This window comes from Agathobaculum sp. Marseille-P7918, assembly GCF_964248325.1.
Taxonomy (GTDB): Bacteria; Bacillota; Clostridia; order Oscillospirales; family Butyricicoccaceae; genus Agathobaculum.
Map to the genome: position 1 here is coordinate 240508 of NZ_CAXTXI010000002.1, position 13079 is coordinate 253586.

Genomic DNA, 13079 nt, shown 5'->3' on the forward strand with positions numbered 1-13079 from the left:
AATTCCGAGCCTGTTTTTCTGCAATAGTCCTTGCAGTCGAAGACTGCCAAGGACGTATATTCGATTGAAAGCGTGGTTTCAATCGAGAATTAGCATACGCCCTGTGCGAGCATTGCGTCGGCAATCTTCTCGAAGCCGCCGATGTTGGCGCCCATAACCAGATTGTCCTTGTGGCCGTACTTCTCAGCCGCGGTGATGCAGGTCTTGAAGATGTTGACCATAATGTCGTGCAGACGCTGGTCGACCTCCTCGAAGGTCCAGGACAGACGCAGCGAGTTCTGGCTCATCTCCAGACCGGAGGTAGCAACGCCGCCCGCGTTGGCAGCCTTAGCCGGGCCAAAGAATACGTCATTTGCCTGGAATGCAGCAACTGCCTCCGGAGTGGACGGCATGTTTGCGCCTTCGGCAACAAACTTGCAGCCGTTCGCAATCAGTGCCTTCGCATCGTTCTCGTCCAGCTCGTTCTGGGTTGCGCAAGGCAGCGCGATATCGCACTTAACGCTCCACGGACGCTGACCCTCGGTGTAGGTGCTGCCCGCAACGCGCTCTGCGTACTCCTTGATGCGGCCGCGCTTGACTTCCTTGATATCCTTGACAACATCCAGGTTGATGCCGTTGGGATCATAGATGAAGCCATTGGAGTCGGACATGGTGACAACCTTCGCGCCCAGCTCGGTCGCCTTCTGGCAAGCGTAGATGGCAACGTTGCCCGAACCGGAGATGGCAACCGTCTTGCCCTCAAACGAAGTGCCCTTGTATGCGAGCATTTCCTTCATGTAGTAGCACAGACCGTAACCGGTCGCCTCGGTACGAGCCAGGGAGCCGCCGTAGGACAGGCCCTTGCCAGTCAGAACGCCGGTGAACTCGTTGCGCAGACGCTTGTACTGGCCATACATAAAGCCGATTTCGCGGCCGCCGACGCCGATATCACCTGCCGGTACGTCGGTGAACTGGCCGATGTGCTTGGAAAGCTCAGTGATGAAAGACTGGCAGAAACGCATAACCTCTGCATCCGACTTGCCCTTCGGATCAAAGTCAGAGCCGCCCTTGCCGCCGCCCATGGGCAGGCTGGTCAGGCTGTTCTTGAAGCACTGCTCAAAGCCCAGGAACTTGATAACCGAAGCGTTAACGGACGGATGGAAACGCAGACCACCCTTATAGGGGCCGATCGCGGAATTGAACTGTACGCGGAAACCGCGGTTAACCTGAACCTTGCCCTCGTCGTCTACCCACGGAACACGGAACATCACCATGCGCTCCGGCTCAACGATGCGCTCAACGATACCGTTCTTCTCCAGCTCGGGGCGGGCTTCAACAACCGGCTCAAAGCTCTCAAGAACTTCGAGAACCGCCTGCTGAAATTCCGGCTCGTTCGGATTGCGCTTTTGCACAGTCTCATATACGCCCTTGAGGTAAGAATTGGTAAGTGCCATTTTGTTTGTCCTCCTTACATTTCTGCCGCAGCCTCTTTCCAATTTTCAGGAAAAAGTGCGGAATCGCTTACATACTCGCGGTAGTGTGTAACTATTATATAGTATTTTGCAGAAGAGTGCAATAATTTAGCATGTTAGAAATATACATTTTTTTCTTGTCGAAAGGGGATAGAAATTGTGACATTTACCTGATATAATGAAACAGCCAAAGGAGAAACTTGCAAAATGACAGTTTTTGAAAAAATTTACGCAGTTGTGAGGCGTATTCCGCGCGGCACAGTGGCAACATATGGACAGGTGGCTTTTCTTGCAGGGAACCCGCGCTGGGCACGGGTAGTCGGCTATGCCCTGCATGTAAACCCCGACCCGGAGGGCATCCCCTGCTACCGCGTGGTCACGAAAGACGGCCGCACCTCTCCCGCGTTTGCCTTCGGCGGTGCGGATGTGCAGCGCGCCATGCTCGAAGCTGATGGCGTGGAATTTACGTTGGACGGCCGCGTGGATATGCAGAAATACCAATGGGAGGGCTTATCCTATGATTGACATTGCCAAACTGACCGAGCTGGCCGTTGCCTATGATGCAGGCGACCCGCGCCGCGTGCAGCATTTGATGAAAGTTTATGCATTCTGCCGCATCATCGGACAGGGCGAAGCGTTGGACGCGCAAACGCAGAATATCCTTGAAGCCGCAGCCATCCTGCATGACATCGGCATCCATGAAGCCGAACACAAGCACGGCTCCTCCGCCGGCAAGTGGCAGGAGCTAGAAGGCCCGGCGGTCGCCGCGCCGCTGCTGGAACAAGTGGGTGCGGACCCGGCAGCGTGCGAACGAATTTTGTGGCTGATTGCACATCACCATACCTATACTGCATCCGAGGACCGAGACTTCCGCATCCTGCTAGAAGCGGACTTTCTGGTAAACGCCTATGAAGATGCACTCCCGCCGGATGCCTGCCAAACTGCGGACGAAAAAGTATTCCGCACACGCACCGGCCGAATGCTTTTACAGAAGCTGTATCTTGCGCCTCCATATCAGCCGTAAATCTGCACAAAAGCGAATCGGATATTGCCTGCCGCCTTGTCACGCGGCAGGCTTTTTTTGAACATTCTGTGAAGATGGTTGACATTGCCTTTCAACCGGCTATAATGTGTTAGTAAGCTAATAGTAAGGAGGCTAACAAAGTGTGTGACAAGCGAATCGGCACGGAGCTTGGCATGCTCAACAACCTGATCAAACGGCAGATGGTCTGCACCACCGGCAAAGATGAAATGGCAAACATCACCGGGATGCAGGCGATGATTCTGTGGTTCCTGATGCAGGCAAAGGAGGAGCGCTTTCAGCGGGATATTGAAACCTATTTCCGCATCCGGCGTTCCACCGCAACCGGTATCCTGAATCTGATGGAAGATCATGGTCTGCTGCGGCGCGAGCCGGTGGAGCAGGACCGGCGGCTCAAGCGTCTGGTACTGACCGACCGGGCCAAAGCGCTGTATGAGCGTATCCAACAGGCGATGGCGCAAACCGAGGCACTCATGGAAGAGGGCATTGATCCGGAAGAGCTTGCCGTCTGGTTTCGTGTCTGTGAAAAAATCCGTGCCAATTTAGAAAAATATCAACGCAAGGCTTCGGAGGGACAAGGATGATTAAGAGGCTGTTAAAAAGCGTGCGTGAATTCAAAAAGGAAGCGCTGCTCACGCCGTTTTTCGTTGTGCTTGAGGTCGTGATGGAGGTCGTCATCCCCGCGGTGATGGCGCTGCTGATCGACCGCGGCATTGATGCGCAAAACATGGGGGAAATCTGGAAATACGGCATCATTCTGATTGCCTGCGCCATGCTCGCACTGATTTTCGGTGCGGCGGCAGGCACTTATGCCGCGCGTGCCTCCACGGGCTTCGCCCGCAACCTGCGCCACGATATGTATTATGCGGTACAGGACTTCTCATTTTCCAACATTGATAAGTTCTCCACCGGTTCAATCGTCACCCGTCTGACAACCGACGTCACCAACGTGCAGAACTCCTTCCAGATGTGCACGCGCATTGCGGTGCGCTGCCCGGTGATGCTGGTGTTCGCACTGGTCATGGCGTTTCAGATCAACAGCCAGCTTGCACTGATCTTTCTGTGTGTACTTCCGATTTTGGCGATCGGTCTGGGCGTGCTGATGAAAATCGTCGCACCGGTATTTGAGCGCGTGTTCAAAACCTACGACCGCATGAACACGGTCGTGCAGGAAAACGTGCGCGGCATCCGCGTGGTCAAGGCCTATGTGCGTGAGGACCACGAAACCGAAAAATTCAAAGGCGTTTCCGGCCTGCTGTACCGCCAGTTCTCTAAAGCGCAGAAAACCATGGCGGGTGTTATGCCGCTCATGCAGTTCTGCATGTATGCCTGCATGCTGCTCATCTCGTGGTTCGGCGCGCGCCTGATTGTGGGCGGCACTATGACAACCGGCGAGCTGACCAGCCTGTTCTCCTACGCGATGCAGATTCTGATGAGCCTGATGATGGTGGCCATGGTATTCGTCATGATCACCATGTCCAAGGCCAGCGCGGAACGTATTGTGGAACTGCTCGAAGAAAAGTCCGACCTGCATAACCCGGAAAACCCGGTTACTGAAGTGAAGAGCGGCGACATTGACTTCGAAAATGTCAACTTCAGCTACAAAGGCGACGTAAACAAGCTCGCACTCCGGGATGTCAACCTGCATATCAAAGCCGGTCAGACCATTGGCATTCTGGGCGGTACCGGCTCGGCAAAATCCACACTGGTGCAGCTTATTCCGCGCCTGTATGATGTGACTACCGGCTCGGTCAAGGTCGGCGGCGTGGACGTGCGCGACTATGATATCGAGGCGCTCCGCGAACAGGTCGCCATGGTATTGCAGAAAAATGTGCTGTTTTCCGGCACAATCAAAGAAAACCTGCGCTGGGGCGATGAACACGCGAGCGATGCAGAACTGGAACGTGTCTGCCGTCTGGCACAGGCCGACGAGTTCATCGAGCAGATGCCGGACAAATACGATACCTACATTGAACAGGGCGGCACCAATGTGTCCGGCGGCCAGAAGCAGCGTCTGTGTATCGCCCGCGCGCTGCTGAAAAAGCCCAAGGTACTGATTCTGGATGACTCGACCAGTGCGGTCGACACCAAGACAGACGCGCTCATCCGAAAGGCGTTTGCGGAAGAGATTCCGAACACGACCAAGCTGATTATTGCGCAGCGTATCTCCTCCGTACAGGATGCCGATCAGATCGTCATTCTGGACGGTGGCACGATTCAGGCGGTCGGTACACATGATGATCTGCTGGCAAACAACACGATCTATCAGGAAATCTACAACCAGCAGATGAAGAAAGGAGGCGAGGAATAATGCCAGGACCCGGAATGAGAGGACCGATGGGCGGTCCAGGCCGTCACGGCCAGATGGCCGGCGGCAAGCGCAGCAAAAACCCGAAGAAAACCCTCGCGCGTTTGCTCCGTTATTTTAAGGGCGGCTACGCCGTGCAGTTTACCGTGGTTCTGGTCTGCATCCTGTTTTCCGCGGTGGCGAATGTCGCAGGCTCAATGTTCCTGCGCGTGCTGATTGACGATTATATTGCGCCGCTGCTTTTGCAGGCCTCGCCCGTGTTCACCGGACTGATTCATGCCATCTCGCTTATGGCGCTGGTATATCTGGTGGGCATTGTTTCGACCTTCCTGTATAACCGCATCATGGTGTCGATTTCGCAGGGCATCCTCAAGCAGGTGCGCGACGAAATGTTCGAGCGCATGCAGAAGCTGCCCATCCGCTATTTTGATACGCACACCCACGGTGACCTGATGAGCCATTTCACCAATGATACCGACACGCTGCAGCAGATGCTCAGTCAGTCTGTGCCGCAGATGTTCTCCTCGCTGATCACCATTATCGCGGTGTTCATTGCCATGCTGGTGACCAACGTCTGGCTGACCATCTTTGTATTGCTCGGCATTGCCGTGATGCTAGTGGTCGTTAAGCGCATCGGCGGCCAGTCCGCCCGCTTCTTCCTCGAGCAGCAGACCGCACTGGGCAAGGTCAACGGCTACATTGAGGAAATGATCGGTGGCCAGAAGGTCGTCAAAGTGTTCTGCCATGAAGAAAAGTGCAAAGAGCAGTTTGACGTACTCAACGATGCGCTGCGCGAAAGTGCGAAAAACGCCAATACCTTCGCCAACATTCTGATGCCGATCATGTCCAACATCGGCAACCTGCTGTATGTGCTGGTGGCGGTAGTCGGCGGCACGCTGGCACTGTCCGGCGTGGTCGGCAGCAGCATTACCATCGGCGTTATCGCCTCTTTCCTGCAGCTGACCAAATCGTTTACCATGCCGGTGACTCAGATTTCGCAGCAGTTCAACTCCATCATTATGGCGCTGGCCGGTGCGGAACGTATCTTCGAACTGATGGACGAAGAGCCGGAGCAGGACAACGGTTATGTCACACTGGTTAACGCCAAGTACGACAAACAGGGCAATCTGGTCGAAACCCCGGAAAAAACCAACATCTGGGCATGGAAGCACCCGCACGAGGATGGCACTATCACCTACCAACAGGTCAAGGGCGATGTGCGCTTCTACGACGTGGACTTTGGCTACAACCCGGATAAAATTGTACTGCATAACATCACGCTGTACGCCGAACCCGGCCAGAAGGTCGCTTTTGTCGGTGCGACCGGCGCGGGCAAGACCACAATCACCAACCTCATCAACCGCTTTTATGATATTGCGGACGGCAAAATCCGTTATGACGGCATCAATATCAACAAAATTAAGAAGTCTGATCTGCGCCGCTCACTGGGTATCGTTTTGCAGGATACCAACTTGTTTACCGGCACCATCCGCGACAACATCCGTTACGGCAATCTGGACGCCACCGATCAGGAGGTTGAAGCGGCCGCACAGCTGGCCAACGCCGACGACTTCATCCGCCGTCTGCCGGACGGATATGACACCGTCATCGACGGCGAAGGCGGCAGCCTGTCGCAGGGCCAGCGTCAGCTGATTTCGATTGCGCGCGCAGCCGTTGCCGACCCACCGGTTATGATTCTTGACGAGGCAACCAGTTCGATTGACACACGCACGGAATCCATCGTGCAGGCAGGCATGGACAGCCTGATGTACGGCCGCACGGTGTTTGTCATCGCGCATCGCCTGTCGACCGTACAAAACGCGGACGTCATCATGGTGCTGCAGCTCGGCCATATCATCGAGCGCGGCAACCATGAGCAGTTGATTGCCCAACACGGCAAGTACTACCAGTTGTATACCGGTGCATTCGAACTGGAGTAATCCCGTCCAAACCATGTATCAAAGCCGAGGCGCATGTCCCCGGCTTTGATAAAAACAGGCCGCAAAGCGGCCTGTTTTCTGTTTGATACATGCCCTATGGTGCAAAAACGTGCAAGAACCGCCTTACGGCGGTTCTTTTTTTGTTATTGCGTTGATATGCGGCGCAAAATCTGCCGGAATCGGATGAGAAACAGTGTTGTTGTCGTGGCAGCTGCCAGCAGATCGGCGACCGGCTCGGCAAAGAACACCGCAAACAGCTTATCCTCAAATAAATGCGGCAAAATCAAAATCATCGGGATGAGCAGGATGATTTTTCGCTCAAGCGCGAGGAACAGCGAAATCTTAGCCTCTCCCAGCGCGACAAAGCTCTGCTGGAACGTGTTCTGGAACGCCGCCACAAATCCCACGGCAAAATAGATGCGCAGCGCCCACGCCGTCTCGTCGATCAGCGCGCTGTCGTGCGCGAACAGGCGCGCAAGCAAATGCGGAGCAAGCATCGCAAGCGCCCAGACACCGAACGCAAACACACAGGCGATCATCAGGTTGTATCTGACCGACTGTTTCATGCGGTCAGGCCGCTTTGCGCCGTAATTGAAACTCAAAATCGGCTGTGCGCCCTGCGCCAATCCCATCAGCGGCATCTGCACCATCTGCGCCACCGAAGTCAGGATGGTCATTGCGCCGACGGCCAGATCGCCGCCGTACTTCTGCAAAGACACATTGAAGGTCACAGTCAGCAGGCTCTCGGTGGACTGCATGACAAACGGCGATGCGCCCAGCGCAATCGCGGGCAGCAGCAGACGCTTATCCAGCCGGAAAAAGGCTTTTTTCAGCCGCAGCGCAGTCTTGCTTCCGGTCAGGAACCGCACCACCCACAAAGCGGAAACCGCTTGCGAGATGACGGTTGCAATTGCCGCGCCGCGCACACCTAGTCCAAACACAAAGATGAATACGGGGTCAAGCGCAACATTTAATACCGCGCCGATGAGCACGGTTTTCATTGCAACGCCGGATTTGCCCTGTGCGGTGATAAAGCCATTGAGTCCGAGCGCGGTCATGACAAAAATCGTACCCAGCACATAGATATTGAGGTACTGCATGGCATAGGGCAGCGTGTCCGTCGACGCACCGAACAGCACCAGCAGCGGTTCCTGAAACAGCAGAAACAGTACGGTCAGCACAACCGCCAGTCCCCACAGCGCGGCGGTGCAGGTGCCGAGCGTGCGCTCTGCCTTTTCGTGTTCCCCCGCGCCCATCGCAATTGAAGCACGCGGCGATCCGCCCATGCCAATGAGCGCGGCAAAGGCCGAAATCAGTGTGATAACCGGAAAGGTTACGCCCATGCCGGTCAGCGCCAGCTTTCCTTCCACCGGAATCTGTCCAATATAAATGCGGTCAACAATATTATACAAGAGGTTGACCACCTGCGCGCACACGGTCGGCAGCGCAAGACGAACAAGCAGTGGGCCGACCGGGTCGTTGCCCAGATCGGCCGCACGCTTTTGCTTTTTCTGTTTTTCCATGTCAGCGCGCTTTATCCTCCCGGATCAGAATGCGCAGCGCCTCGACCGCCGTGCGTACGCCGCGCTCGGCCGCGTCGGGCGGAATATTCGGCGCCTCATCGTTATCTGCATTCCACAGGACGTTGAGCACCGCGCCGCAGCGCACATGCAGCGTCTGCGAGACGATCAGCAGCGCTGCAGTCTCCATTTCACTGGTCAGCGCACCCGCCGCCTTCCATGCCTTCCACTTGGCGAGCAACTCATCCGCGACAGGCTGCTGTGCGGGGCGAATCTCACCGTAAAAGCTGTCCTTGGACTGAATAACGCCGATATGGTGGGTCAGGCCCAGTTTGACCGCCGCGTCCCGCAGCGCGCTGACAACCTCAAAACTCGCCGCCGCTGGGAATTCGATCGGCAGATACTCACGGCTTGTTCCCTCCTGTCGGATTGCTGCGGTCGCAATGACGATGTCACCGCCGCAAACCTCGTCCACGATGCCGCCCGAAGTGCCCACACGGATGAAGGTATCCGCACCGCACTCAACCAGCTCTTCCAGCGCAATTGCAGCCGATGGACCGCCGATACCGGTCGAGCACACCGCAACCGGTTCACCGTCCAGCGTCCCCGTCCAGATCGTATACTCTCGATTTTGGGCAATCTGCTTGGGCTTGTCAAAATAGCGCGCGATTTTCTCGCAGCGCGCCGGGTCGCCCGGCAGAATCACATACCGACCCACATCACCCTTGGTAATCTGCAAATGCATCTGTTTTCCATCAATCAACATACCGGTTTTCCCTCCCGTTCAATCACTCGGATATTTTTTTCCGCTTTTGCGCGCGGCAGCATGACCTCATGCCCGCAGCCCGCACATTTGAGCTTAAAATCCATGCCCGTGCGCAGCACCTTCCACTGCTTGGAGCCGCAGGGATGCGGCTTTTTCATGGTCAGTACATCGCCGACCTGCACATCCATACTCATTTCCCCTTCCTGCAGGATGGCCGCTGCCATCCTCTCGCTTTTATCATACCATATTTGCAGTGCTAATCCCAGCCGTTTTTTCATATAGTATGACAGACCCCAAAGGAGGCTCTGCTATATTATGAAAACAAGCGAATGTTATCTGCCCGAGGGCAGTTACACCGCGCTGCCCGAGGTACGGCAGGCGCTCACATCCCTCGACGGACTGCGGCACGCGCAGGACGAAGGGATGATTCTGGAAGCGGTCGTGCAGCGATGCACCCCCGCGCATGACCTGCTGTTCGACCTGGGCTTTGCGCAGGGCATTATGCCGCGCTCGTGCTGCGCGCTGGGTGTGGCCGAGGGAGACACGCGAGAAATTGCCATTCTGTCCCGCGTGGGCAAACCCACCTGCTTTGTTGTCACCGAGATAGACGAAAGCGCGGACACGCCGCTCATCTGGCTGTCGCGCACCATTGCACAGCAGCGCGCGCAGGACTATTTGCTCGAGACCCTGCGGCCAGGCGACGTCATCCCGGCCTCCGTCACCCATTTGGAGAACTTCGGCGCGTTTGTCGATATTGGCTGCGGTGTGGCATCACTCATCGGAATTGAGAATCTGTCGGTTTCGCGCATTTTCCACCCTGCCGATCGACTGCATGTCGGCCAGTACATCCACGCTGTCGTGCGCTCGGTCGATGCGGAGGCGCGCCGCATTTCGCTGACCCACCGTGAGCTGCTCGGCACCTGGGAGCAAAACGCCGCGTTGTTTTCGCCCGGCGAAACCGTGCGCGGGGTGGTACGCTCGGTCGAGCCGTACGGCGTTTTTATTGAGCTTGCCCCCAACCTGTCTGGCCTTGCCGAGCCGCGCGACGACCTCACGCCCGGCACTATCGTGTCGGTCTACATCAAATCCATCCTGCCGCAGCGCATGAAAATCAAGCTGACCGTCATCGACATCCTCGCCTCTGCGGGCACGCCTGATCCGCCGCCGTATTTTATCACCGAGGGACATATCGACCAGTGGGTGTACACCCCTGCCTGCTGCGATCGAAAATATATCGCAACCGTGTTCGAGTGAACCCTTATTTTCCGTTCTTGACACGCTCCCAATAGGCTTTGGCGGCCTGCTCGGTTTTGTTCGGGCCGTAGTCATAGTAGTGTGCATGCTTGATTTCATCCGGCAGATACTGCTGCTTCACCCAATGGTTCGGGAACGCGTGCGGATACTGATAAGTCAGCCCACGGCCGAGCTTTTGCGCGCCGCCGTAGTGCGCATCCTTGATATGCGCCGGGATATCGCCGGTTTTGCCCGCGCGCACATCCGCCATCGCCGCGTCAATCGCCGCGGCGGCGCTGTTGGACTTGGGCGCGGTCGCCATCAGGAGGACCGCCTCGGCCAGTGGGATGCGCGCCTCGGGCAGACCGAGTTGGAACGCGCTGTCCACGCACGCCTTGACGATGGCCGCGCACTGCGGATACGCGAGGCCGATGTCCTCGCTTGCAATGACCAGCATACGCCGCGCGGCCGAAATCATGTCGCCCGCTTCGAGCAGACGCGCGAGATAGTGCAGCGCGGCGTCCGGGTCCGAGCCGCGGACAGACTTTTGCAGCGCGGACAGGATATCGTAATGGCTGTCGCCGTCGCGGTCGTAGCGCATGTTGGAGCGCTGCGCCGCCTGCTTGGCATCCGCCAGCGTCACGCCGTCCGCGCCCGCACCCAACACAAGCAGTTCAACTGCGCCAAGCGCCTTGCGCACATCCCCGCCGACCGCCTGCGCAATGTAGGTCGCAACGCCATCCTCGACCGGCGTGCTCTTGTCCCCGATGGCAAGGGAAAACGCCCGCTCGACCGCGCGCTGCATATCCCCTGTCTCGATGGGCTTGAACTCAAAGACCGTGCTGCGGCTGAGTATCGCATTGTAGACATAGAAATACGGGTTTTCCGTCGTGGACGCAATCAGCGTCATTTTACCCGTTTCGATGAACTCCAGCAGGCTCTGCTGCTGCTTTTTGTTGAAATACTGAATTTCGTCCAGATACACCAGCGCGCCGTTGGGCGCAAGAAAGGTGTCCAGCTCATCAATAATCGCCTTGATATCCGCGATGCCCGCAGTCGTGGCGTTGAGGTGATACAGTTTGCGCTCGGTTTGCTTTGCAATAATGGATGCGACCGTGGTCTTGCCCACGCCGGACGGGCCATAAAAAATCATATTTGGAATCGTACCCGACTCAATCACGCGGCGCAGCAGACCGGTTTTGCCCAGCAAATGCTGCTGTCCGACCACATCATCCAAGGTTTTCGGGCGAATTTTATCCGCTAAAGGTTGATACATTTCTTTCTCCTTATAAAATCAGGCTGCGGCGACAAGCGCAGTAATGATTGCCCAGCCGAATACACTGACTAAACACAGCAGGGTAAGCACCAGGGCGGCCACCCTTTCTGCACCGGTACATTTTCCACGAAACAGCCGCACGATCATGTTACAGGCAAGCGCAGCGGACAATACCATCCAAATCGCAGGCCTGCTGAACAGCGGCGAAACCGCGTCGTAATATGGGCGCATGGCCGGACCGATGTCCCCAGCTGTCATCACCCGCACCCACAACAAAAACAACATCCACAAAACTGCCGCAAAGCCAAGTACATATCCTGCCTTTTTCATGTCGCTCCCTCCCATTGCTGATAGCACGATTATATCACGCTTTCGGCAAGCACACAAACAGCGCTTGACTTTTTCACTTTACTGTGATAAACTATCCGCAGTCAGTAAAACAAAAAGGAGAGTTTCCCCGATGGACAAGCCCTTTCTCGCAAAGCTGCGCCGCATTGACCCTTATGTGCCGGGTGAGCAGCCGCAGAGCAACGATATCATCAAGCTAAACGCCAACGAAAACCCGTATCCGCCCGCGCCGGGCGTTGCCGAAACACTGCGCACATTCGACGCCTCGCGCCTTGCGCTTTATCCGGACGCGAACGGAAAGGCGCTCAAAGCTACGCTTGCAGGCCGTTTTGGCGTAAAACCGACGCAGGTGTTTCTCGGAAACGGCTCGGACGACGTGCTGGCGCTTGCGTTTCAGTCGTTCTTCTGCTCGGGTGAGCCGATTCTCTATCCGGATATCACCTACTCGTTCTATCCGGTCTGGTGCGATCTGTTCCGTATCCCGTATGAGACCGTGCCGCTGGATGAGAACTTCTGCGTGAATGTCCGAGACTATGACAAGCCGAACGGCGGCATTGTCCTGCCCAATCCAAACGCACCGACCGGACGCGGCGTGTCGCTCGACTTCATTGAGGACCTTTTGCAGCACAACGCGGACTGTGTCGTCATCATCGACGAAGCCTATGTCGACTTCGGCGCACAGAGCACGGTGCCTCTCATTGAGAAATATGAAAACCTGCTCGTCGTGCAGACGATGAGCAAATCGCGCTCACTCGCCGGCCTGCGCATCGGCTATGCGCTCGGCTCAGAAACACTCATTGCAACGCTCGAAGCGGTCAAAAACTCCTATAACTCCTACACCATGGACACACTTGCGCTTGCCGCGGGCGAAGCCGCAGTCAAGGACGAAGCGTATTTTCAGGACACCTGCCGCAAGGTCATGGGCACGCGCGAACGCACGGCTGACGCGCTGCGCCAGCTCGGCTTCACCGTCCAGCCCTCACTGACCAACTTCCTGTTTGTCACGCACCCAACCAAAAAAGCGCCGGAGATTTTTGAATATCTGCGGCAGAAAAATATCTTCATCCGATATTTTAAGCTGCCACGCATTGACAACTATCTGCGCATCACCGTCGGCACCGACGAGCAGATGGACCGTATGTTGGAAGCGCTCCGGGCTTTCCTGTAAGAATATCCAATTAAAAAGAGCGGAAGA

Annotated in this window: 13 protein-coding genes; 7 read left to right on the top strand and 6 right to left on the bottom strand. The window is 56.3% G+C overall.

The window, feature by feature from the left end; all coding sequences use genetic code 11:
• Positions 1–89: 89 nt before the first annotated feature.
• Positions 90–1433 carry an NADP-specific glutamate dehydrogenase gene (gdhA, locus tag ACESSO_RS04575; protein WP_373163863.1) on the bottom strand — a complete coding sequence of 448 codons (1344 nt, stop codon included), beginning with the start codon at positions 1431–1433 and terminating at the stop codon, positions 90–92.
• Between the two features lie 225 nt (positions 1434–1658).
• Here gdhA and ACESSO_RS04580 point away from each other — a divergent pair, with 225 nt between their 5' ends.
• From ACESSO_RS04580 to ACESSO_RS04600, 5 genes are all read left to right on the top strand, one after another.
• Positions 1659–1976, top strand: a complete 318-nt coding sequence (locus ACESSO_RS04580) for an MGMT family protein (RefSeq protein ID WP_373163864.1) — start codon at positions 1659–1661, stop codon at positions 1974–1976.
• Positions 1969–2475 (top strand): HD domain-containing protein, encoded by a 507-nt coding sequence (locus tag ACESSO_RS04585; RefSeq protein ID WP_373163865.1) that lies wholly within the window; start codon positions 1969–1971, stop codon positions 2473–2475. Before ACESSO_RS04580 ends, ACESSO_RS04585 begins: the two co-directional genes overlap by 8 nt.
• A 140-nt stretch (positions 2476–2615) precedes the next feature.
• Positions 2616–3077, top strand: a complete 462-nt coding sequence (locus tag ACESSO_RS04590) for a MarR family winged helix-turn-helix transcriptional regulator (protein WP_373163866.1) — start codon at positions 2616–2618, stop codon at positions 3075–3077.
• Positions 3074–4804: an ABC transporter ATP-binding protein gene (locus ACESSO_RS04595; protein WP_373163867.1), complete on the top strand. Its 1731-nt coding sequence runs from the start codon at positions 3074–3076 to the stop codon at positions 4802–4804. The genes ACESSO_RS04590 and ACESSO_RS04595 overlap by 4 nt, the downstream gene beginning before the upstream one ends.
• A gap of 14 nt (positions 4805–4818) precedes the next feature.
• Positions 4819–6741 carry an ABC transporter ATP-binding protein gene (locus ACESSO_RS04600; RefSeq protein WP_373163990.1) on the top strand — a complete coding sequence of 641 codons (1923 nt, stop codon included), beginning with the start codon at positions 4819–4821 and terminating at the stop codon, positions 6739–6741.
• A gap of 143 nt (positions 6742–6884) precedes the next feature.
• Here ACESSO_RS04600 and ACESSO_RS04605 read toward each other — a convergent pair whose 3' ends face one another.
• Genes ACESSO_RS04605 through ACESSO_RS04615 form a run of 3 tightly spaced genes read right to left on the bottom strand, consistent with a single transcriptional unit; the run spans position 6885 to position 9215 of the window.
• Positions 6885–8264: an MATE family efflux transporter gene (locus ACESSO_RS04605; RefSeq protein ID WP_373163868.1), complete on the bottom strand. Its 1380-nt coding sequence runs from the start codon at positions 8262–8264 to the stop codon at positions 6885–6887.
• A gap of 1 nt (position 8265) precedes the next feature.
• Positions 8266–9027 carry a uridine phosphorylase gene (udp, locus tag ACESSO_RS04610; protein WP_373163869.1) on the bottom strand — a complete coding sequence of 254 codons (762 nt, stop codon included), beginning with the start codon at positions 9025–9027 and terminating at the stop codon, positions 8266–8268.
• Positions 9021–9215, bottom strand: a complete 195-nt coding sequence (locus ACESSO_RS04615; protein WP_373163991.1) for a DUF951 domain-containing protein — start codon at positions 9213–9215, stop codon at positions 9021–9023. Before ACESSO_RS04615 ends, udp begins: the two co-directional genes overlap by 7 nt.
• A gap of 127 nt (positions 9216–9342) precedes the next feature.
• Here ACESSO_RS04615 and ACESSO_RS04620 point away from each other — a divergent pair, with 127 nt between their 5' ends.
• A complete protein-coding gene (locus ACESSO_RS04620) occupies positions 9343–10281 on the top strand; it encodes a S1 RNA-binding domain-containing protein (protein WP_373163870.1) in 939 nt (312 codons plus the stop codon).
• 4 nt (positions 10282–10285) lie between these two features.
• Here the strand turns inward: ACESSO_RS04620 and ACESSO_RS04625 are convergent, their stop codons facing one another.
• Together ACESSO_RS04625 and ACESSO_RS04630 are read right to left on the bottom strand one after the other, a co-directional pair.
• Positions 10286–11536 carry a replication-associated recombination protein A gene (locus tag ACESSO_RS04625; RefSeq protein WP_373163871.1) on the bottom strand — a complete coding sequence of 417 codons (1251 nt, stop codon included), beginning with the start codon at positions 11534–11536 and terminating at the stop codon, positions 10286–10288.
• 18 nt (positions 11537–11554) lie between these two features.
• On the bottom strand, positions 11555–11866 hold the full coding sequence (locus ACESSO_RS04630; protein ID WP_373163872.1) for a hypothetical protein: 312 nt from the start codon (positions 11864–11866) through the stop codon (positions 11555–11557).
• 130 nt (positions 11867–11996) lie between these two features.
• Between ACESSO_RS04630 and hisC the strand changes: the two genes are divergently transcribed.
• Positions 11997–13052, top strand: a complete 1056-nt coding sequence (hisC, locus tag ACESSO_RS04635; protein WP_373163873.1) for a histidinol-phosphate transaminase — start codon at positions 11997–11999, stop codon at positions 13050–13052.
• The last annotated feature ends 27 nt before the right edge of the window (positions 13053–13079 follow it).